This window comes from Methylomonas sp. BW4-1, assembly GCF_052474385.1.
Genome location: NZ_CP184125.1, coordinates 414,638 through 435,288, shown reverse-complemented (window position 1 = coordinate 435,288; position 20,651 = coordinate 414,638). Strand labels below are relative to the sequence as shown.

The window sequence follows — 20,651 nt, the reverse complement described above, 5'->3', positions numbered from 1 at the left end:
CTAAAAAGTCATCCGCAAGCCCGCTTCCAGAATATGGTCGGAAATATTGGTTTGGCCCAAGCGAGTTTCATAACGCACGAACCCTGAGCCGCCATTGGGCAAAGTAGCGCTAAGCGAACCGCCGATATTGACATAATCGCGGTCGGGTTCGCCGGTCTGAATCGTGAAATTACCCTGGCCCGGTTCGGCCTGAGCCAAGCGCATGTGAATCAACCGGTTGTCGTTGAGGTATTGATGCTCCCATTCCACGCGCACGGCCGGCGTGAATACGCCCCATGACGTGCTGAGCGCATAACTGATTTGGGTACCGAGATTGCTGACGAAAGAATGATTGATTTGCTCGCCGGTGATGATGTCGAAACCGTTGCCGCTGTGCTCTTGGTATTGGGCGATGTTCATGCCCAGGTACTCTAAACGCAGATAAGGGCCAATGGCCCACTCGTCCCAATTGAAGTCTTTGCCGCTGCTTAATGCAAAACCGTATTGATTGCCGGTGGTTGTCGATGCGGATTGGCCGGCGAATCCGGAAAAGGCGTATTGGCGGTTAAAGGCATAGTCATTACCGCCGTAATTTCCCACCCAATCCAGATAAATATCCTCGGGCAGATAATAGCTGCCGTATAGCGCGCCCAGATAAGTATCGCTGCTCATATTGCCGGCCGAATCGGCATATTGGGTGGAAGAATGCGTGTAGTTAAACGCGGCACCAACCACCAATTTGTCGTTAAGCCGATAATCCGCTCCGCCCGTCACGGTGCGGGCTTGCGAATCAAAGCCACGATCCCAAGCATCACCGCGCAAATTGGCAAAATTAAAGCGTGTTTGTAAAAACACACCCAGCGGTGAATCACGGAACAGCTCGTCATCGCCCGCCGCGCCGCCTAGCCCCTGAGAGCCCACAGGGTTGGCGGATAATTGGATCCCGTTAAAATTCACCGACAAAGGCGCACCGCCGCCGCCAGCGCGTAAGCTCGCCAATCGGGTCAGCGGGCCATCCATGCGCGTTGCGCCCAATTTCACCGGCCCGGCCATCTGGCTCGGCACCTGATCCGGGGTTAATGCTGCAACCGCGGTGGTTTGCTGTTCCGGACTGAGCGCTTGCAGTTGCAGGCACCGGGTAGCCAAAATCCCGCTTGGCGTAGCACAAGCCTCGTTCAAGGCGGGCGCGAAAGTCTGCTGGTTAAAGGTTAATTCCGGTGAGGTGCTGGTTTCGGTCGTAAAAGGTTGCAGACTCCAGGGTGCCAATTGACCTCGACCGCCACCGAAACTGCGTATCGCTCCCAATAAGTATTGGTTTTCCGGCAGATTGGGATCGATGTAAATGTTGTAGTCGCTGCTAATGCTGCTTAATTGGTTCACGCCATCCGCCAATACCAGTCGACTGGCATACAATGCGGCGCCCGGCGTGCTATTGCCATCGACCAAGCTCAAACCGTTGCCGCTCGCTACCGTTACAGAACCCCAGGCAAAATTATTGACCGCACCGGCAGTGGTCTGCCCCTGATCGCTACCCACCAAGCTCATCGCATGCTGCGTCGCGCTCGGGCCGCTGAAAACCAGATCGGCATTTGCGGTATTCCACAGCGTATTTTGCGTACTGGCATTAATAAAGTCGCCGGTTACGATGAAAACATCGCCGGCACCGCCCACCAAATAACCGCTGGCACCTATGGACAGATTGTTGAATTGATTGATCGACGGGTCGCTCTCATAGCGGCCGTTATTCGTGAAGTTACCGGTAAACGCCACCGAGGTATTTACCGTTCTGAAAACACCGTCGTTACTGACATTGCCATCAAACCGATGCGTGTTGTTACCGGAAATATCGACGCGCCCTTGCCCGCTGTTATAGAAATCGCCGGTCCCGGTAATTAGGCCGGTTTGCGCCAGATTGAATTGGCCGGTATTGCTTATAGTGCCGGTATTGTTCAGCACGCCGTGATTGCTGAAAGTACCTTGGTTACTCAGTTGCCCGGCGTTGCTGAAACTTCCCTGATTGACCAGTGCGCCGGCGTTTGTCAGGGTATTGCCTGCTACATTGTCGATGCTGCCGCTATTGACCATCTGTCCGGCATTCTCGATTACACCTTGGTTGTTGATCGCGCCGAAATTGGCGAAAACGCCTGAGCCATGACTGAACGTGGCGCTGTTATTGACTAATGTGCCATAGTTGTTGAAATCGCCGCCGGTGTTGTAATAGTAACCGGGCAGAGTGCTGAAACTGTCGTTCGCACTAATAGAACTAACGGCTATAGGTGTGACAGTGACCTGAAAAGGCGCGAAACCGGATATGCCATTCTGGTCTTTCCCAAACCCGCCGGCAGTATTCGGTTGGTAAACATAGTCCAGCGTTGCGCCAAGACCGATAAAGTAAGTCCCCGGCGTTTTAGGAGCCGTGAGTTGACCGGAAAACGATCCGCTCAGGCTACCGAAACCGGGACCGATTCCGCCGGAGTAAAACCCGGCCGAGCCAGCCTGTGCCGGGGCAATCCAAGCGGTATAAAGCTGGATAATGCAGCCAGGGCAGTAACTGGTGTCGCCTTCCTGAATACTGTAACCACCCGCCAAATTAACGGTGGCCCCCGAACCTACCGTTGCCGAGTTTCCGGCAAAACTCCCCCTGTCTGCGCCGGCAAAGAACGGCTGAGTAATCGTGACATTACGCCCAATCACCGACCAGGACACATCGGATGACAACGCATCGGCTAGCGCAGACCCGGAGGCGCAAGCCAACAAGCCAATCCGTATCGGAGCCTTTAATTTTATCACACTGTTAATTTGCTACGCGCTTGGATCGCGGGATTTGAAGAACTATGCACATAAGGTTAGCCGAATCATTCAACAAAACAACCGCATCGTTAGGTACTCTCAACGATGCGGAATATCAAATAATTTACAAGGACCCCAAATAAGCGGCCACCGCCTTGATGTCGTCTTCGCTAAGCGATTGCGCCAGAGCATTCATTTGCGGGGCCTTGCGCGCGCCTTTTTTGAAATCGGTTAGCTGTTTGGCTAAATATTGCGGATGCTGTCCGGCCAGTTTCGGCACCATACCCATACCTTGCGCATTGTTGCCGTGGCAACCCAGACACATAGCAGCTTTGTCTTTACCCTGCTTAACCAAATTGGCGTCGCTACTACCGGCCGATTTGCCGTGCAAGCTGGCGTAATACGCAGAAATATTTTGAATGTCGGTGTCGCTCAAGCCTGAAGCCAAGGGCTTCATCACCTCGTTATCACGCTGACCGTTGCGGAATTTATTCAGCTGACTCTCGATATACACCGCGCTCTGCCCCGCCAGACTGGGCCACAACGGGCTGCTACTGACGCCGGCCGCACCGTGGCAACCTTGGCACGCAGCCGCTTTCGCCTTGCCTGCTTCGATATCCGCTGCATTGACGCCGGCGGCAAACAGCCCCAGCATGACGATATATTTCATTTTATGATATTTATTATTCATCGGAATCACCCTTGGTTGCCTTGTTGTACAATCCTGACCACATAATGCGCTATCAGGCTTCTGCATCATAGTCAGGCGACATTGACTAAGCAAACCTAAATCCCTTCAACCCACTCGAACCAAAGGAATAGGCCATGTCGTGGTTGCTATCGCTTTTTAATCAAGATTCCGTGCCGCACACACTACTAATTATCAGCCTGGTAGTGGCAAGCGGCCTGGTGTTGGGCAGAGTAGCGCTGGCCGGCATTCAACTGGGCATCGCCGGCGTGCTGTTTTCCGGACTGCTATTCGGGCATTTCCAACTGAGTATCAATCCGGAAGTGATGCATTTCTTGCGAGAATTCGGCTTGGTACTCTTCGTTTACGCGATTGGTTTGCAAGTCGGCCCCAGCTTTGTCAGCTCGTTTTTTCGTTACGGCTTGCGGCTGAACGGCATGGCCGCCGCGATTGTGCTATTGGGCGCATTAATTACGGTATTAATAGGCATTGTCGGCGAGATTCCGATGCCCGTAGCGGTGGGCCTGTTTTCCGGCGCCACCACCAATACCCCATCGCTGGCCGCCGCCCAGCAAGTACTGGGCGGGATTGCCGGCATCGACAGCGAAACCTTGAAAATGCCGGGCTTGGGCTATGCGGTGGCCTACCCATTTGGTATCGCCGGCATCATTCTGGCCATGCTACTAAACAAACGATTGTTTAAAGTCGATATAGCCGACGAAGCCAAAAGCTTTGCCGACCAACAACAGCAAGACACCCATGTACCGATCTGGAAGGATTTGCGGGTGGAAAACCCTAATCTGAACGGTTTAACGCTGAGCCAAATTCCGTTTTTCGAAGGTATGAACGTCGTCATGACCCGGATTCTGCATAACGGTGCAGTCGATGTCGCCGGCCAGGAAAGCCGCTTAGCGATAGGCGACACAATCCGACTGGTGGGCGAACGCGAACCTTTGGAACAACTGAAAATTCTGATCGGTCCGGAGTCGGATATCGATCTAAAACAAATTGCCACCAATTTGCAAAGCAGACGGCTGGTAGTCACCAACAAACCCGCGATCAATCAAACCGTCGGCAATCTGTGCATGCTTTACGGCGTCACGATTTCCCGAATTCATCGGCCTGATGTCGAGTTCTCGCCCACCAGCAATGTGCATGTCCACTTCGGTGACGAGCTGAATGTGGTGGGTCATCAGGAGGCGTTAAACAGTATCGAAAAAGCCTTGGGTAACTCGCTGGAAGAACTCAACCATCCGCAGATCATGCCGATTTTTATCGGCATCTCGCTGGGAGTGTTGCTGGGCAGTCTGCCGATGTATTTACCCGGCATTCCCTCCGCGGTAAAGCTGGGTATGGCCGGCGGACCGCTCTTGGTGGCGATTATGCTGAGCAGGGTGGGCAACTGGGGCACGATGACCTGGCATTTACCGAAAAGCTCCAACATCATTTTAAAAGACATCGGCATTGTGTTGTTCCTGGCCTGCGTCGGTTTACACTCCGGCGATCAATTCGTCGAGACGTTGGTAAAAGGCGACGGTTTTTACTGGATGGCCTGCGCGGCGATGATCACCTTACTTCCGCTCCTGATCATCGCCGCCGTGGGCCGGATAGTCTATAAACTCAACTTCCTGACGCTTTGCGGCTTGCTGGCCGGCAGCATGACCGACCCCCCCGCGTTGGCGTTCGCTAATAACCTCAGCCCGGCGGCAGCGGTGTCCATGGCCTATGCGACCGTGTACCCGTTAGTCATGATTCTGCGGATCATTGCCGCGCAGCTGATTATATTGTTGGTGCATTAAAACCGATTCATTCATCGGATTGTCTGGTTTGGCGGCTAAATCCCCGAGCCAACTGAGGCGCGTACTGCGATGACATCGAGCTTAAACATCAACTACCAAAATCTGGCGACCCGTGATGGCGAGTTATATCTACTGCCAGCTTTTTACCCAACCGGCATTGCAGACAGTTATTTGCACAGCTTATTGCAAAACCTGGCCTGGCAAACCGAGCAAATCCATATCTTCGGGCGTTGGGTGCCGGTACCGCGCTTGATGGCCTGGTACGGCGACCCAGGTGCCGACTACCGCTATTCCGGGGTTGATCACCAACCCTTGCCCTGGACCAGCGAGCTACAATCCATACGAAGCGACGTTGAAACCGTTTGCCAGCAGTCTTTCAATAGCGTATTGGCCAATATGTATCGCGACGGCCGGGACTCGATGGGTTGCCATGCCGATAATGAAAAAGAACTGGGAGCGAACCCGCTGATTGCTTCACTGAGTTTCGGCGAGACGCGATTGCTGCGCTTTCGACACGCCCGCAGCCGCACGGTGCTGGATATCGAGCTAAGGCACGGCGATTTGCTGATCATGGCCGGCGAGTTGCAACACCATTGGCGCCACGAACTACCCAAAACTCGCCAACTAAAACAAGCGCGTATCAATCTGACTTTTCGGCGGATTGTGTCAACGCCCACTTCGCCCGCGCTATCCGTAGCGCGTTAACCTTTTCGACCAACAGCTGCCGGACAGTCTGCTCAGCCGGTAGCTTGCTATTTACGCGAGTATTATCGCCATCCAGTTTCACCAGATATTCTTCGTTTTCGGCAAATACACTAACCATATCCCGATTATCGCCGCGCCGATGAATGATGTATTTGGGTGAGGCTTTCGCGGCGCCGAACAATATTCCGTTCCAATCCGAATAACATTGCTTGCCTGCCGCCAAGCCCTGCAAAGTATTAAAAACATCTATTTGTTGATATTGATTGTTTTCCACGCTTGCCGACTGATCACCATCGGCAATCACTAAAGGCACTTTGGCCGACGCTTTATACTGGCCATATAACTCGACTTCGGCTTTTTTTAAGGGTGTCATCGAATGATGGTCGCCGACAATAATCAAGAGACCATTCTTGAAAAAGCCCTTATTTTTTAGTTCTTGATAAAACCGGCCTATTTGCTTATCGGTATAGGTGATGGCCGCAGATTCGGATTTTTCCTTAGTCTCCGGATTAATATAAGGATGATGACTGCTAACCGTTTTGATAAACAGCAAAAAATTATTTCTCTTATTTTTATCGATCCTGTCCAAAGCTCTTAAATATAAGGCCTCATCCGGCGCGGCCTCAAAATGAAACCGTTCCCATTTATCATACTCCGGCTGGTTGTGGCCTTCGACATAATCAAACCCCACACTTTTTGCCCAGACTCCGGTATTACCAAACTCCAAATCTGCAGTCGTTAAAAATTCGGTTTTATAACCGTGCTTTTTAAGAATATTGGGTAGGGAATCTTTTATATTATAAAAACTATAAAACGACGTACCGCCATCGTCGGTATAACTGGAGGGCGGATAGAGCGGTTGCAAGCCCGTCAGCAGCGCGACTTCGCCGTCTTCGGTGATAAAACCGTTGGCGTAAAAATTCTTGAACGCTTGATGTTGGCGAGCAATTTGATCCAGATTGGGCGTCCAATCGTGGATGCCGGAGAAATACCGGCTTTGATAAGCGGAAAGCGACTCCACCATCAAAATAATAATATTCTTAGTGTCTACCGGCTGAGTTTGGCAATCTATATGCTCTTGAAAACTAAAGTTATCGACATAGGCGGCGCTATACGGCGCAGCCTCGGATAATATGGTTAAGTTATAGTCAATGACGTTTTTATAAATCCAGGCATGGGCGTATTTTTCATTATCGGCAAACGCAGCGGCCAACGGTAAGCCAAGAATTAAGCAGATGGGCCACTTTTTGATATAAGGATTTATGGATTTAAACCTTACCCACGAAAAATATAACGGCACAGCCAAGACTAATGCGCTAAGCCCAAGCATACCAAAATCGCTTAATCCATAAATTTGCTGAATATATTTATACGAATAATCCGCATATTTTATTGCGTCACCCAAAGCCAAATGGGTATTAAAATTAACGATAATGGCGTAATCGATAATATAAAGCGCAAACAACAACAAAGCCGCCAAACGTAATATTGCTGCCAGCCCACGCATGATAGTCGGCAGAAACGAAAAATACAGCAATATAAAAATACCGCCATAAATCAGCGCGTCATTACATAAAACCTGAGTAAATCCCAGAAAACGGGTGCCGGTATAGTGATAAATAAAATTATCGACATACCACCCTTTCAGCAGCAAGGGCACAACCAAAATAAGCCATAAAACCGTTTTACCCATGCCGAGGAAGCAGTTGAAAATGCGGTTAATCGCGAGTTAACTTCAGGAAGTGAAAGATATCAACTTCAATCACACCGAATGCAGTGATCCACAGCAACGCATCGTAAGCATCCAGCCATTCTGACCGCATCAGCCAAGCCACGACCATACCGATCAAGCCAATAAATACCAGCACGGTGACCACCCAAAACGCCTGCCGGTGCCGCTCCACCAAAGCCGGCCAGCGCACTTCCAACTCGAGCAACACGATCAATCCAAACCATAGCACGGAGTTGACCACATCCAGCCATTCGTTATCGCGGACGTAGCTGCCAAATACCAACGCAATCACCACAATCAATACATTCCGCACTGCGTGCAGGGTAGTCTCGGTAAATGGCGCGGCCTTGACGGTTTCCAGCTCGAACATCACCAGCAATATCACCCAGGTCAGCGCATCAACCGCCGTCGTCAGCGTATCGACCGCTGCGTATATGCCGATATTCAACGTCAACAAGGCCAGTATCGCCAGTTTGTATTTGGGGTAGGTAAGAAAAAACTCGGCGTTGGGCATAACGGTAAGATTAATTGAGTCGAACGCCAAACTACTCATGGCAAAGGTTTGACGGAAAAGACATGAACCATGACGACACCTGGCTGGCGCCGTCATGACCAACAGGAATTATTTAACGAAACAGGCTTTTTCCGCCTCGGCGTCCGCGTCTTTCAGCTTAGTGCGCAAATCCTTGGATTGTTTAGGATCGCGAAACGCCGCGCCGGCTTCGCCTGGGGTTTTTTGCATCTGGGTAAAGGTTTTGGCCGATTCGTATTCCTCGAAGCTGAGTTTTTCGGCGATTTTGTCGATTTTGCAACCGCAAGCGTATTGGCTGATATAGGTTAGGCCGCCATGTTTGGCCACACATTCCAGCACGTATTCGACGCGGTCGCGGGTGGGATAATCATTGACCAGTACCGCAGGGTCGCCGGCAGCGGCGTCCGGTTTTGAATTTTCCTGGGTAGCGGCGCAACCGCTTAGCAGCGTTACAACAGCGAGAGTAGCGAAGAATGATTTTGTCATGGTGCTCGTTTTTTCGTTATAGGGATATTAAATTATTGCTCGGCGGCGAAGTCGACAATCTGTCGTAATTGCGGGTTCATTTCCTTGGCGAATTTATTCAAGGCGGGGTTGCCCGTATCTTCCGGTAACAAATGCGTCCTGACGATGGTTTTACCTTCGAATTGATAGGTCACCACATTGCAGGGCATATAGCCTATCGCGTGCGGGGTGATTTCCAGCACTACTTTTGCCAACGTCAGGTTACAAAACTGTACCGTATCGTATTCTGGAAAATTTGTGGCCCCTCTGTCGCGGATGACCTTCCCCACCCGACTGTGGCCGGTAATGCGAAAGTTATGTTCGGCAATCGCTACTTCCAGTTCGGTCAATACTTCGTCGTAGGGTTTACCGGTTTCCACCTGATAATACGTCACTTCTTCGGTATGCACAGACTGCGCGGCACAACTTGCAATCAACGGCAGGCTTGCGAAAATGACGACTCTTTTAAACATCGGCAAAGCTTACCATCATGAACGGGCAAAACAAAGTGAGCGGCGTAGTGCTGGCGGGCGGTATGGCTCGGCGCATGCAGGGCCAGGACAAGGGCTTGTTGATATGCCATAACCGGCCCTTGGTGAGTTATGCGCTGGCCGCCATGAACCCATTGGTCGACGAGTTATTCGTCAGTGCTAATCGCCATCAAGACCAATACCGGCAATTCAATTATCCGGTCATCAGCGATGCCGAACTCAGCTTTGACGGACCGCTGGCCGGCGTATTGGCGGCGATGCAGACCGCTCAGCATCCGATATTACTGGTAGCGCCGTGCGATTCACCGTTGGTTGCAAGCGTGCATTTGCAACGCTTGCTCGACGCATTAATAAGCCAGGATGCTGACATCGCCGTGGCATTTGACGGCGAACGCTTACACCCGGTTTTCGCCGCGCTGAAAACCCGCTTGCAATCGGATTTACAGAACTACCTGCATAGTGGTGAGCGCAAGTTACAAGCTTGGTTTCACCGGCATTCACTGGTCGAGGTGGATTTCAGCGACTCGCAGCACCTCTTCGTCAATATTAATACGCCGGCGGAATTGTCGGCGGTGGAGCAATCGTTAGCCGAAATCTTGCCTCAATAGCGAGTTGATATTAGCCGCTCAGTGCACCGCTTTTTCACTGCTGACGATTAACAGCGCTTCTCCCGAGCGATTACCCAAAACCGTTGCATGCATACGCACCGGGATAATTTTCTGATCCTTGGTGATACGTTTGGTCTTAATACTTTTCACGCCGCCAGCAAGGATCAATTCCTGAATCAGTTGTTGGGTAATGCCCCTTTCATCGTCAGAGACGATCTCGGCAAACGTCATACTGGCGGCGTCCAAGCTATCCCAGACCGTATAAGATTTCGGCACCTTTATTCCAAGCGGTAATCTTCCCTGACACTTCAAACAGAATAATTGCTTCGTCGGTATCCATCACTATCGTGGCCAGCTTTTGCAAACAATTTAAACACTCCTGTTTTTCGACTTGATGCTGGTGAACGTAATCGCGCTCGGTTAACGCGATTAACTCCCTAGCCGAGTTCTCGGCCTGGAACATACAAGCCGACGCCGAAACGTGCACCACCTTACCGGATTTGCTCAGCCGCTTGGCCTGAAACGACGGCAAGGTGTTACCCACTTTCAGGTTGCTTAAACCTTGCTTGGCAAAATGCTTTTCGTCGTCCGGAATCAGATTGTAAAAATTCATCCCCAGCGCTTCATGCGCCGACCAGCCATACAGTTTCTCGGCGGCATGATTCCACGTCACGATGGTACCGTCCGGTTCGAGCAAGGTAATCGCATCGTTGGAAAACTGCACAAACTTGGCCAATCTCAGTGTTTCTTGCTCTTCACGCTTATGCAACTCCAATTGCGCGCTTTTCAGCTGATTGATGTCCACAAAAGTCAAAATAACGCCGGCATTGACTTTGGCTGAAACCACGTAGGGAATCACCCGCAATAGATACCAGGTGCCGTTTTCAAGTTGAATTTCCTGATCGAAACAGTTGTGTTGATCGTTAACACCTTTAACGACCGCGATAACATCCAGGTCTTTGATCGTATGCGTCAAGTGATAAAACGGTCGACCTAGATCGGTTTCCAAAATATGGAATATCGACTGTAGTTTCGGAGTAAATCGCCTAATATCCAGATTCTCGTCTAAAAACAGCGTAGCGATATTGGTACTATTGAATAAGTTATCCAAATCGTTATTCAGCAAGGTCAACTCGACTATCTTGCCCTGGTGTTCGGCATTGACGGTATAAAGCTCTTCGTTGACCGATTGCAATTCCTCATTCGTACTCTGCAATTCCTCATTACTTGCCAATAATTCTTCGTTGGTGGCTTGCAATTCCTCGTTGGAGGTTTCTAACTCTTCCACCGTAGCTTGCAGGTTTTCGCGGGTAAACTGTAATTCTTGCTCCAGATCGATGATGCGTTGTTTAGCATCTAAATTGACATCGTAGACCAAGGTTTCCGTCTCGCTAAAACAAGAAGGATCCACCGTCTCCGTGATCATCGCCGCCACTAAGATTTCTTGGCCCTTCTTGCCCGGCAGAGGTTTAAATTGCAGTCTAAACGTCCGCAAACTGTCTTGCTCTCTGACCCGAATATTGGACAACACAATTTCGTTATTCGCTTTTAAGGCCTTTTGGATACCTGTGGAAATGGGTATGGATAAATCTTTTTTAACAATTTTACTGACATTACTCACCAGTTTGCCGCTGGGATAACTCAAATAATCCTTAGAGTCGCCGAAAATATGGGATATTTCCATATTTTCATTAATTATCATCGTAAACGGCAATACATCATTGGATATTGCCCTGATGAATCGGTCCAATACTCTTTCTTCCTGACCACTAGGCGCATTCGAGGAGCGCACCGAACTCGGATACGGCGCGTAAGTCATTAAAGCACTGGGGGACGCAGTAAAACCCAAAGATTTATATTTGCCTTTGGAGCGATATAGTTTTGATTTAGCACTTGCCACATCAAAATACTCACCCATATCACCTATCGTTTCACTGGTACCCAGCACCAACAAGCCTTCCTTTACCAGAGAAAAGTTGAATAACTCCAATATTTTCTTCTGTAAAACAGGTTGCAAGTAAATCAACACGTTTCGACAGCTGAGAATATGAATATTGGTAAACGGCGGATCTTTAATCAGGTTATGCTGAGCAAACACCACCATTTCCCGAACTTTTTGACTGACCTGAAAATAATCTTCCCGGCGAATAAAATATTTCGACAGGAGCTTGGGCGGAATATCCGCAATAATACTTTCCGGATATTTGCCGTTACTGGCTTTCTCAATGGCTGTTAGATCGACATCGGTCGCAAAAATCTTCACGCGAAAATAATGTCCTGAATACTCTCGATATTCCGATAACAACATCGCCAAGGAATAAGCTTCCTCCCCGGTGGAACATGCAGTCACCCAAACTCGCAACTCATCTTCTTGCAATAACTTGACAACTTTTTTTAACCAATGCTCACGAATATCGTCAAATACGTGCTCGTCGCGAAAAAAACTGGTAACCCCTATCAACAACTCCTGAAATAACACTAAAACTTCATGAGGATTTGTTTGCAACAAGTTTAAATACTCGGATATATCTTTTAAGTGATTGATCGATATACGCCGTTCAATGCGTCTAACTACCGTATTGGGTTTATAAAAGGTAAAATCGATTTTGCACTTTTCTCTAAGGATTGAAAAAATCCGCGTGATGTCACTGTCGTCAGACGAGACGATGTTTTTTTCCTGTAAGGTGGCATAGGGATGCTTAACAAAAGCCAACAACTGACCCGGCATCTTCTCCGGCGGCAAGCTAAAATCCGCTAAACCCGTGGCAAAAGCATTCTTGGGCATACCATCGAATTTGGCGGAATTTTCGTCTTGCACCATCACCATGCCGCCGAATTCTTTGATGGCCCGAATACCACGTGTGCCATCACTGCCGGTGCCGGACAAAATAATACCTACCGCCAGCTCTCTGGCGTCTTCGCTCAAGGAGCGCAAAAATATATCGATCGGCAGATTAATCCCTTTGCTGGGATCTTGCTCGGCCAGCAATAGCTGGCTGTGAAACACCGTGACGTTTTTCCGGGGCGGAATCAAGTAGACGGTGTTGCGCTCGATTTTCATACCGTCCTCGATGCGCTTTACCGGCATGGCGGTATGTTTGGACAATAGTTCAGCCATCAAACTTTTATACTGTGGTGACAAATGCTGAATCACCACAAACGACAAACCGCTATTCGCAGGCATATTCTTGAAAAATGCCTCAATAGCTTCCAAGCCTCCGGCCGAAGCACCTATCCCGACAATATACTGCGGCGGCACTTTTACAGTGTTTTCATTATCCATAAAACCATGTTATTTAATATCAATCGTTTAAATTAATAAAGCCTCTGGACAACATTACCGTTCACGCGGCGATAAAAAAATCAAGCCTTATTTGCGTCGGCGATCACGTCGCTAATATTTGTGATAGTCACGACTAATTTACGCGCTTTCAAATCAAACGATTCGCCTGCTGTATCGCTACCGTCATCCGCATTACCTTTAATCAAAGCAGGAAAAGCCAAGTTCTTATCGCCTTGCAAACGCAACTGCAAACTTTTATGGGCTGGCGCTTTGAAAAAAGCATCAAAACGGTGAATAAATATATTTTTATCTTCTTCGAAGATTAGCTTGGAAAAATGGGTTTTCTGCAATTTACTGGCTTTATAACCCAACATATCTGCAAACGTATGATTTGCTTGCTCTATAAAACCTTGATAATCTAGGGTGATAATACCCACCGGAACGCAATGGTAAGTAAAATTTAACTTATTATTTAGGCGGGATAACTCAAATTGCGCTTTTTGCAGCTCTTCATTCTGCATTTGCAATTCAATTTGGTAAACTTGTAAATCATAAAATAAACGCTGAATTTCTTCCGGCGTAATACTACTGATTTCTTGCGGCGTGAAATCTATAATTTTCTCCGCCATTTCTTTTAATTTAGCAGCATGAGAATCTAATGTCATAACAGTATTTCCTTATTAATTTATATTTATTTTTTGAAAAACTTAGTGGAAAACTCTAGTTCCCACTATTTCTACTCCCTATCGATTCGTCCACTTGTATCCTCTTCGGATTTTACCGATACCTTACCTGCAACTTATTGAATTAAAACCTGACGCAGCGCCCAGCACTGGGATTGTAATACAGAACAGATACTCGAGCGTTTGCTGCGTAGTGTTTGCCTGCCTTAATATCCCTAGTTTTTACTTGAACATTTATTTCAAGCGGTGAATTTTTTTGTTCCCGAATAAACAGATATCCGCGCAAATAAACCACCGCCTTTTCTGGTCAAACACAAGCAAGCTCAGCCTAGTTTTCCGCAAAATATCAGCACTGGCAAACACTACAATTAGTGGCGTTAATATCCGTCCGATCAAAGGTTGTGTCATTTACGCCGCATTATGCTAACGTAAATTTTTTTTTGCTTGGAACCACGATGAAACGATCCACTCTTGCCATCATTCTGACATGCTGTTCGTCGGGTATTTTTGTCCCATCAGCCTTTGCAATCACTACGCCGGCAGATCAGGATAAATTGCGCATTCATACCAGCATGCCTCGAAGAACCAGCGATTCGCTGTTTTCATACACGGCGGAATGGCGTATCGACGATGGGGAGCTATATCGTTCTACCGGCTTGAGCTTTCTGAATGCACACAAGTTTGATGACCCGACACAGGCTCACGCGGTCACCAAAAAACTACTTACATCAATGAAAGACGGCATGATTCAGCTCGATCCGAATTGGCGCGGCATCACGATTACCCAACCGCCGGAACAAGCAGAATTAATCATCGCCAACAAAACCGGCTATTCGTTGACCACGGTAACGGTTAGAGATTACAGCAACCAAGGCTTGCGTTTCGATCTTGCTGATAAACACTTCAACGCCGACGGCGTGCAAGTGGCTTTTGATTTGGTGTTCAGCGCGGATGTGGAATATCTGGACGGCTTTTCCTCGAAAAAAGCCCTCACCGCCTCACAAGGCGAAATCGAGATTAAGATAGACGACCAAAAACCGATTCATATCAAAACCGACGGTAAAACCACTCGCGAACTCGAGCAAGAAATCGCCAAACAGTTGAGTGTCTCTCACCTTGCTGAAACACCGCTTTATCCTGGCATGGTCAGCAACGATACCCGCAACAACAAGCCATTCGATGGCAGCGAAGTGCAATTTTTAAATCTTGCCGCCAAGTCGATTGCCATTGATATTACCGACCCCGCCTTGGGCGTACTCGCCAAGTTCAAGTTCAAAGACGACAATCATTCGGTGAAGGTCGTGGAACCGCGCTTCATGCTTGGCGCGTTGGCCTTGACGGTACTTTTAGCCATTGTCTATTTTCGGCGCAAAAACCAACAGAAATAGATATAGCAGTTGTAATCTCCGGGTGGCCGCCAGGGCGCGCGGCCACCCGGCCTAACGTTTAAATCAATGCCCGGAATGTTCAGGCTGCTTATCGGTGACGCTGGTTCGACGCAAAATGTAGCGATCAGCAAGTTTGCCGGTGAACCGGTTGCCGCTAGTATCCAACTGAATCAACGCATCTTTTTCAACCAGATATTGCTGGGAAGTTGCGCCATTCTTTGGCGTCAAAACCAGAGTGTTGGCTTTTTCGCCAGGGGCAAACTTACCCTTTTCAGTAAACTCCCGTTCCGATTTCCCCAAAAATTGGGTCATCAGCAGATAACTGCCATTTTTGTTCAAAGCCAGCGTGGTTTTCACGCCGATGCAGTCGGCACAAGGGGTTAAGCCAGTATAAATCCCTGGCCAATCCATACTCTTGTGTTCGTGATGAGCATCCTTATCGTCAGTCCCCGCCGTTTCGGCAAGCACTGGATTAAAAGCAGAAAAAGCAGCCATCACCAGAAAAATGACCAGATTTTTTTTTAATTTTGATCTAACTGTTCGCATATTTGCTCCTGAGCAAACCGTCGCTAATAATAATTTTTTGAGTACGTACCACGCTGGAAATCCTTTGTACACCGGGGTTCATTCACGAAAAGCCTGGCTAAGGAAAAATCTGCAGTAGACACCCCATGCCCACCTTTTGATTTCTATTCATTGACCTAAGCGCATACAGTTGCTCTATTAAAGCCCCGCTTACAAAACCTCAGGATTCCAACTGCCTATTGTGGCATAGCTGCAAAGGATTGACTGATTTCAATCAACAAACATATTTAACGGAAGCAACAAAGCTTTAAAACGGAAATACCGATAAATTCAAACCGATCATCGCGACATTCATTACAAATCCGTAGTTAGCCATGGTTTTGCGGAGTTTCGACTTAAACATCGCCACGGCAGCCAACGCTAAGCCAACCAGATCCATCACGATAAAAGCCACCACTAAGAAGCGTAAGCCATCGCTGTTGGAGACGCCATCCGTAGCGGCATAGATCGGAAATAAAATAAATAACCAGATAACAAAGTTACAAGCCGCCAGCAACAACGCCGCATTGGAAAACCCGAGTAATCGATATTTCACTTGGCGGGGCTGCGTTTCTTGAAATTCGTTGATCGGTTGATTCATTGTGGCTACCACGGGTTAGTGATTCAACACGGACGCTTGCAAGCAGTGTTTCGGTGTTTCATGCCAGCGGGTCCCGTTAACTTTTTTGGGGCAAACTATCGATTTGCACCAAATAGTGACACGACGACTTCGCCATTACCAGTTTTTTGGCTTTTTGGCTCACATCAGAGATTTCCAACCGCACAGGGTTTCTAAATTTCCCGTTCTCCATGTCTTCCCCGCTCCGGTAAATACCGAGGCCGTTCTCGGCGCGCTTTCAGCCCACTCTCCTCTAACAATTAGTACCGCTGATTTATTGCTTTCGGTTAGCCCGGCGCTAAAGGTATGATTACCCTAGCAATCAGATGGTAAAGTCATCAGTAAGAATGACAAAGCCCCTGCTGTTCATACCGTTGGTTGCCAACCTAATTCCTATCAAAACGCATACAAGAAGGAAGGATATGAACAATCTCTCAGAAGAAGAACGTCAAAAAATTTTGCAAAGCTCGCCGGTGGGCACTTGGGCGCTGATGTTGATAGTCGGCGGCGGCATGGTCGTAGCCTGGCTGTTGATGTATTACGGCATCTTTTTGCCTCGCGGCCATATTGGTTGAGGGGGAGACATGCATATCGATAAACTAGAAAAAAACTGGGCCGGTATCTCGTTGGGGATAGCCGGATTGTTCGTCACCGTTATACTGGGGTCTGCGTTTTTTCACGGCATTCACGCGCCGAGTAACGTCGAAACCATAGACTCCGCCAAACTGCATCTCTCGGCCGAATTTGCCGAAGATAAACTCGGCGTACAACATAACGCTAACGGTAGCGTCACCGTGCGCATGGTAGCCGGCCGCTACGGCTTTTATCCGAAAGAACTCACCCTGCCCGCCGAAACCGAAATCACCTTTCGCTGGGTCAGTCTGGACGTGATCCACGGCGTGCATATGCCGATGACCAATATGAGCACGATGATCGTGCCCGGCTACGTTGCTCAGGTAAGCACCGCCTTTCATCACGCCGGCGAGTATCCAGTGCTGTGCAACGAATATTGCGGCATGGGCCACGCGCATATGTGGAGCAACATCAAAGTGGTGAGCAAGGCGCAATGGGAAGCGCTCAATAAACAAGGGGGAGCAAATCATGGATAACTCAGCGGAAAAAAAATTGGCGCTGACCCATTTCTGGGTGGCGTTTGGCTCGTTCGGGCTGGCGGCGGTAATGGGCCTGTATCAGGTCATCGAGCGTAGCGGCTTCTTCGGCTTTTTGGAATCGCGGGAAGTGTATTACGCCTCGGTCAGTACCCACGGGGTGTTAATGGGCTTTGTGCTCACCACATTTTTCATCATGGGCTTTGGCTATTATGTGGCCAACACCACCTTGAAATTGCCGGTTTGGAACAAAACCTTCGCCTGGACCGGCTTCGGCGTGGCATTGACCGGCGTGGTCTTGGCCGCATTACCGTTGCTGCTGGGCCAAGCTTCGGTGCTGTTTACCTTTTATCCGCCATTAATGGCGCATCCGCTGTTTTACATCGGCGCCACACTGCTGGTCGTCGGCTCCTGGTTTTGGTGCGTGTCGATGATCGTCATGTACATGCAGTGGAAAAAGATCAATCCGGAGCAACCCGTACCATTGGCGATGTTCGCCACCACCGCGAATGCGATTCTATGGCTGTGGACCAGCGCCGGGGTTGCTGCCGAAGTGTTGTTCCAGTTAATTCCCTGGGCTTTAGGCTGGATCGATACCATCGATGCCGGCTTGGCGCGCACGCTGTTCGCCTGGACCCTGCATCCTATCGTTTATTTCTGGCTGATTCCCACCTACACGGCGTTTTATACTTTGGTGCCCAAACAAGCTGGCGGTTTTTTGTTCAGCGATGAGATGGCCCGGGCCGCATTTATCTTATTGGTGGTATTCAGCTTGCCGATCGGTTTTCATCATTTATACATGGACCCGGAACAAGGCCACGGCTGGAAAATCCTGCATGCGATCGGCACCTTTGTCGTGACCTTGCCTACGTTCATCACCGGTTTTACCGTGATTGCCTCTCTGGAAATCGCCGGCCGCTTGAACGGCGGCAAAGGGCTGTTCGGCTGGATTGCTGCCCTGCCCTGGAATAATCCCATGGTATTGGCCATCATTCTGGGCTTGTTGATGCTGATCTTCGGCGGCTTCGGCGGCTTGGTTAATGCCAGCTACGCGATGAACGCGATGGTGCACAACACCGCCTGGATTTCCGGACACTTCCATCTGATCTTCGGCGGCACCACTATCATCATGTACTTTGGCATTGCCTATTACTTCTGGCCGATTTTGACTGGCAAGCCGCTGTTCTGCCCGTCCATGGCCATTGCCCAGCTTTGGAGCTGGTTCATCGGCATGATTATCATGACCACACCTTGGCACATCTTGGGCTTGCTAGGCCAGCCACGCCGCATCGATAGCGTCAATTACAACAATCTGTTGACGATTTCCTGGGAACCCTACGAGGTCACGATGATTTTCGGCGGTTTGATCCTGGTCGTTTCGGCCGGCATGCTGGTTTACAACCTGTATAAAACCCATCTCGGCAGCGAAAGTTATCAAGGCGAGGTGGAATATGCGGAACCAATACATGCAGTCAAGGACTTGCCCAGCTATCTGAACAGCTTCACCTTATGGAATATCGTGATCGGCGTATTCATGCTGATTGCCTTCGGCTATCCGATCCTGCAATTCTTCTTGATGGAAACCTTTGGTTCAGGCAGATGGGGGGTCTGATCATGAAAAAACTCATTCTAAGCGCAGCATTAGTGTTGCCCAGCGCGGCTTTTGCCCAGCCTTCCTCACAAGTCGCCTGGACTGCCGAACAGTTAAATTTCGTGAAAGCCGGCAATCCGCAAAAAGGCGAAGAACTGGCCAAGGCATGCAGCGCCTGTCACGGCGAAAAAGGCATCAGTATCTCGGCGGCGTTCCCGTCGCTAGCCGGGCAATTGCCGACCTATTTGTACAAGCAATTGCAGGATTATGCCGACGGTAGCCGGGATAACGCGATGATGTCGGGCTTGGCCAAAACCCTGAGTAAACAGGACGCCGCCGATTTGGCAGCATGGTTCGGCTCGCAACCGCCTGCCTTCCAATCGAAAACAGTAATGGTCTATGAAAAAGCCGAAGCCTTGGTTAAAAACGGCAGCCGTGAGCGGGTGTTACCACCTTGCGAAGTCTGCCATGGCGGCGACGGCAAGGGCCAAGCCGTCGATATTCCGGCCATCTCCGGCCAAAATGCCGATTACATCTCGGCCACACTGCATGCGTTTAAGGAAGGCTCTCGTCACAACGACATCTACAGCCGGATGCGCATCATCGCGCAAACCCTGACTGATGAAGAAATCAGCGAACTGGCTTATTACTACCAAAATATCAAAAACTAGTAATATGCTTGGCACGGGAGGCAAGGCTTTTGCCTCCCGTTTTAAATCTTGCGCTAAGCGATACCCTGCTCAATAACCCGGAAAACATCTATGTCCGATCGCAACCAAACACCTGTTAAATATGCGTACAAAGGCGCCAATCTGATCAGCTTCGGCCTCTCGATCAAATTGCTGTTCACCGGTTATCTAACGACGATAGCCGCCGGTTATTTGATGGCCTTAATCCAGATTTTGTTTACCCACGGCATGGCCGACGGCAAATTCGGTTTGTCGATGGACGATATTGTTTACAGCTACTATGGCGACCGCTCCGGTTCGGTGTTGGAATCCAAATTGAATGGATCGATGAAATACAACGCACCGGAACAGGAGCGTTTCAAAATCATTCAATGGGTGAGGGATGGCGGTGACGAAGCGGTTTATAACAAGGACATCAAACCCATCGTCGAGCAATTTTGCATAGGCTGTCATAGCGCCAATGCCGGTTCGTTGCCGGATTTCACCAAGTTTGAAAACTTAAAAAAGCTGACCGAATCAAACGAAGGCGCTACCTTTCAATCACTGACCCGCCTGTCGCATATCCATTTGTTTGGGATCAGTTTTATTTTTATGTTTGTCGGCATCATTTTCAGCTTTAGTACCGGTGTGCCTTGCAAATACAAATACCCCGCCATCGTGATGCCTTATTTGTTTCTACTGATAGACATCGCCTCGTGGTGGCTGACTAAACTCAATCCCCACTTCGCCTTATTGGTGATTGTCGCCGGGGCCGGCTTGGGCGTTTCCTTTGCGTTTATGTGGACCGTGTCCATGTATCAAATGTGGGTACTGGGCGGTATTCTGAAGCAATCGGACCGCCGCAATGCAATATTGCGCGATTAACTGCTGCGTTGCTTGATAGGGCGCCGGAAAACT

20 protein-coding genes are annotated in these 20,651 nt (G+C 49.2%); 9 read left to right on the top strand and 11 right to left on the bottom strand.

Features of this window, described 5'->3' with window-relative positions; genetic code table 11:
- Both ACH5Y9_RS01935 and ACH5Y9_RS01930 read right to left on the bottom strand, forming a co-directional pair.
- On the bottom strand, positions 1-2,769 hold the full coding sequence (locus tag ACH5Y9_RS01935) for an autotransporter domain-containing protein (protein ID WP_445368316.1): 2,769 nt from the start codon (positions 2,767-2,769) through the stop codon (positions 1-3).
- Positions 2,770-2,893: 124 nt separating this feature from the next.
- The gene (locus ACH5Y9_RS01930; protein ID WP_033155627.1) at positions 2,894-3,460 is read right to left on the bottom strand and encodes a c-type cytochrome; all 567 of its coding nucleotides are present in this window, start codon (positions 3,458-3,460) and stop codon (positions 2,894-2,896) included.
- 134 nt (positions 3,461-3,594) lie between these two features.
- On the opposite strand from ACH5Y9_RS01930, the gene ACH5Y9_RS01925 reads away from it, so the two are divergent.
- Both ACH5Y9_RS01925 and ACH5Y9_RS01920 read left to right on the top strand, forming a co-directional pair.
- Positions 3,595-5,256: a putative transporter gene (locus ACH5Y9_RS01925; RefSeq protein WP_445368315.1), complete on the top strand. Its 1,662-nt coding sequence runs from the start codon at positions 3,595-3,597 to the stop codon at positions 5,254-5,256.
- Between the two features lie 69 nt (positions 5,257-5,325).
- Positions 5,326-5,961: an alpha-ketoglutarate-dependent dioxygenase AlkB family protein gene (locus ACH5Y9_RS01920; RefSeq protein WP_445368314.1), complete on the top strand. Its 636-nt coding sequence runs from the start codon at positions 5,326-5,328 to the stop codon at positions 5,959-5,961.
- Here the strand turns inward: ACH5Y9_RS01920 and ACH5Y9_RS01915 are convergent.
- From ACH5Y9_RS01915 to ACH5Y9_RS01900, 4 genes are all read right to left on the bottom strand, one after another.
- On the bottom strand, positions 5,897-7,654 hold the full coding sequence (locus ACH5Y9_RS01915; protein ID WP_445368313.1) for an LTA synthase family protein: 1,758 nt from the start codon (positions 7,652-7,654) through the stop codon (positions 5,897-5,899). The two genes, ACH5Y9_RS01920 and ACH5Y9_RS01915, sit on opposite strands and share 65 nt — an antisense overlap.
- Before the next feature lie 25 nt (positions 7,655-7,679).
- Positions 7,680-8,246: a hypothetical protein gene (locus ACH5Y9_RS01910; protein WP_445368312.1), complete on the bottom strand. Its 567-nt coding sequence runs from the start codon at positions 8,244-8,246 to the stop codon at positions 7,680-7,682.
- A 69-nt stretch (positions 8,247-8,315) separates the two neighbouring features.
- Complete coding sequence (locus ACH5Y9_RS01905) at positions 8,316-8,711, bottom strand: hypothetical protein (RefSeq protein ID WP_445368311.1); 396 nt, start codon at positions 8,709-8,711, stop codon at positions 8,316-8,318.
- 32 nt (positions 8,712-8,743) lie between these two features.
- A complete protein-coding gene (locus tag ACH5Y9_RS01900; RefSeq protein ID WP_445368310.1) occupies positions 8,744-9,202 on the bottom strand; it encodes a DUF302 domain-containing protein in 459 nt (152 codons plus the stop codon).
- 17 nt (positions 9,203-9,219) lie between these two features.
- On the opposite strand from ACH5Y9_RS01900, the gene mobA reads away from it, so the two are divergent.
- Complete coding sequence (mobA, locus tag ACH5Y9_RS01895) at positions 9,220-9,828, top strand: molybdenum cofactor guanylyltransferase MobA (protein WP_445368309.1); 609 nt, start codon at positions 9,220-9,222, stop codon at positions 9,826-9,828.
- A gap of 18 nt (positions 9,829-9,846) precedes the next feature.
- Here the strand turns inward: mobA and ACH5Y9_RS01890 are convergent, their stop codons facing one another.
- From ACH5Y9_RS01890 to ACH5Y9_RS01880, 3 genes are all read right to left on the bottom strand, one after another.
- Entirely contained in the window at positions 9,847-10,104 is a 258-nt protein-coding gene (locus ACH5Y9_RS01890; protein WP_445368308.1) for a PAS domain-containing protein, read from the bottom strand.
- Complete coding sequence (locus tag ACH5Y9_RS01885) at positions 10,076-13,111, bottom strand: chemotaxis protein CheB (protein WP_445368307.1); 3,036 nt, start codon at positions 13,109-13,111, stop codon at positions 10,076-10,078. Before ACH5Y9_RS01885 ends, ACH5Y9_RS01890 begins: the two co-directional genes overlap by 29 nt.
- Before the next feature lie 80 nt (positions 13,112-13,191).
- A complete protein-coding gene (locus ACH5Y9_RS01880; protein WP_205451118.1) occupies positions 13,192-13,776 on the bottom strand; it encodes a PAS domain-containing protein in 585 nt (194 codons plus the stop codon).
- Between the two features lie 473 nt (positions 13,777-14,249).
- Between ACH5Y9_RS01880 and ACH5Y9_RS01875 the strand changes: the two genes are divergently transcribed.
- Positions 14,250-15,182: a hypothetical protein gene (locus ACH5Y9_RS01875; RefSeq protein ID WP_205451119.1), complete on the top strand. Its 933-nt coding sequence runs from the start codon at positions 14,250-14,252 to the stop codon at positions 15,180-15,182.
- Between the two features lie 63 nt (positions 15,183-15,245).
- Here the strand turns inward: ACH5Y9_RS01875 and ACH5Y9_RS01870 are convergent, their stop codons facing one another.
- Both ACH5Y9_RS01870 and ACH5Y9_RS01865 read right to left on the bottom strand, forming a co-directional pair.
- Complete coding sequence (locus ACH5Y9_RS01870) at positions 15,246-15,800, bottom strand: copper resistance protein NlpE (protein ID WP_240348051.1); 555 nt, start codon at positions 15,798-15,800, stop codon at positions 15,246-15,248.
- 214 nt (positions 15,801-16,014) lie between these two features.
- Positions 16,015-16,347: a hypothetical protein gene (locus ACH5Y9_RS01865; RefSeq protein WP_445368306.1), complete on the bottom strand. Its 333-nt coding sequence runs from the start codon at positions 16,345-16,347 to the stop codon at positions 16,015-16,017.
- Between the two features lie 440 nt (positions 16,348-16,787).
- On the opposite strand from ACH5Y9_RS01865, the gene ACH5Y9_RS01860 reads away from it, so the two are divergent.
- The 5 genes from ACH5Y9_RS01860 to ACH5Y9_RS01840 all read left to right on the top strand — a co-directional run bounded on the left by ACH5Y9_RS01860 (position 16,788) and on the right by ACH5Y9_RS01840 (position 20,618).
- Positions 16,788-16,940 (top strand): hypothetical protein, encoded by a 153-nt coding sequence (locus tag ACH5Y9_RS01860; RefSeq protein ID WP_051669688.1) that lies wholly within the window; start codon positions 16,788-16,790, stop codon positions 16,938-16,940.
- Between the two features lie 9 nt (positions 16,941-16,949).
- Entirely contained in the window at positions 16,950-17,474 is a 525-nt protein-coding gene (locus ACH5Y9_RS01855) for a cytochrome c oxidase subunit II (RefSeq protein WP_033155639.1), read from the top strand.
- Positions 17,467-19,086: a b(o/a)3-type cytochrome-c oxidase subunit 1 gene (locus tag ACH5Y9_RS01850; RefSeq protein ID WP_445368305.1), complete on the top strand. Its 1,620-nt coding sequence runs from the start codon at positions 17,467-17,469 to the stop codon at positions 19,084-19,086. The genes ACH5Y9_RS01855 and ACH5Y9_RS01850 overlap by 8 nt, the downstream gene beginning before the upstream one ends.
- 2 nt (positions 19,087-19,088) lie before the next feature.
- Positions 19,089-19,736: a c-type cytochrome gene (locus ACH5Y9_RS01845; protein ID WP_445368304.1), complete on the top strand. Its 648-nt coding sequence runs from the start codon at positions 19,089-19,091 to the stop codon at positions 19,734-19,736.
- Between the two features lie 90 nt (positions 19,737-19,826).
- Complete coding sequence (locus ACH5Y9_RS01840) at positions 19,827-20,618, top strand: elongation factor-1 alpha (RefSeq protein ID WP_445368303.1); 792 nt, start codon at positions 19,827-19,829, stop codon at positions 20,616-20,618.
- Positions 20,619-20,651: the final 33 nt, after the last annotated feature.

What these genes read in the sequence shown, in the direction of transcription:
- ACH5Y9_RS01875 (WP_205451119.1), top strand. Translation starts at nt 14,250, where the DNA reads ATGAAACGATCCACTCTTGCCATCATTCTGACATGCTGTTCGTCGGGT.
- ACH5Y9_RS01845 (WP_445368304.1), top strand. Translation starts at nt 19,089, where the DNA reads ATGAAAAAACTCATTCTAAGCGCAGCATTAGTGTTGCCCAGCGCGGCT.
- ACH5Y9_RS01885 (WP_445368307.1), bottom strand. Translation starts at nt 13,111, where the DNA reads ATGGATAATGAAAACACTGTAAAAGTGCCGCCGCAGTATATTGTCGGG.
- mobA (WP_445368309.1), top strand. Translation starts at nt 9,220, where the DNA reads ATGAACGGGCAAAACAAAGTGAGCGGCGTAGTGCTGGCGGGCGGTATG.
- ACH5Y9_RS01905 (WP_445368311.1), bottom strand. Translation starts at nt 8,711, where the DNA reads ATGACAAAATCATTCTTCGCTACTCTCGCTGTTGTAACGCTGCTAAGC.
- ACH5Y9_RS01850 (WP_445368305.1), top strand. Translation starts at nt 17,467, where the DNA reads ATGGATAACTCAGCGGAAAAAAAATTGGCGCTGACCCATTTCTGGGTG.
- ACH5Y9_RS01920 (WP_445368314.1), top strand. Translation starts at nt 5,326, where the DNA reads ATGACATCGAGCTTAAACATCAACTACCAAAATCTGGCGACCCGTGAT.
- ACH5Y9_RS01855 (WP_033155639.1), top strand. Translation starts at nt 16,950, where the DNA reads ATGCATATCGATAAACTAGAAAAAAACTGGGCCGGTATCTCGTTGGGG.
- ACH5Y9_RS01910 (WP_445368312.1), bottom strand. Translation starts at nt 8,246, where the DNA reads ATGAGTAGTTTGGCGTTCGACTCAATTAATCTTACCGTTATGCCCAAC.
- ACH5Y9_RS01925 (WP_445368315.1), top strand. Translation starts at nt 3,595, where the DNA reads ATGTCGTGGTTGCTATCGCTTTTTAATCAAGATTCCGTGCCGCACACA.
- ACH5Y9_RS01930 (WP_033155627.1), bottom strand. Translation starts at nt 3,460, where the DNA reads ATGAATAATAAATATCATAAAATGAAATATATCGTCATGCTGGGGCTG.
- ACH5Y9_RS01840 (WP_445368303.1), top strand. Translation starts at nt 19,827, where the DNA reads ATGTCCGATCGCAACCAAACACCTGTTAAATATGCGTACAAAGGCGCC.
- ACH5Y9_RS01900 (WP_445368310.1), bottom strand. Translation starts at nt 9,202, where the DNA reads ATGTTTAAAAGAGTCGTCATTTTCGCAAGCCTGCCGTTGATTGCAAGT.
- ACH5Y9_RS01865 (WP_445368306.1), bottom strand. Translation starts at nt 16,347, where the DNA reads ATGAATCAACCGATCAACGAATTTCAAGAAACGCAGCCCCGCCAAGTG.
- ACH5Y9_RS01915 (WP_445368313.1), bottom strand. Translation starts at nt 7,654, where the DNA reads ATGGGTAAAACGGTTTTATGGCTTATTTTGGTTGTGCCCTTGCTGCTG.
- ACH5Y9_RS01860 (WP_051669688.1), top strand. Translation starts at nt 16,788, where the DNA reads ATGAACAATCTCTCAGAAGAAGAACGTCAAAAAATTTTGCAAAGCTCG.
- ACH5Y9_RS01880 (WP_205451118.1), bottom strand. Translation starts at nt 13,776, where the DNA reads ATGACATTAGATTCTCATGCTGCTAAATTAAAAGAAATGGCGGAGAAA.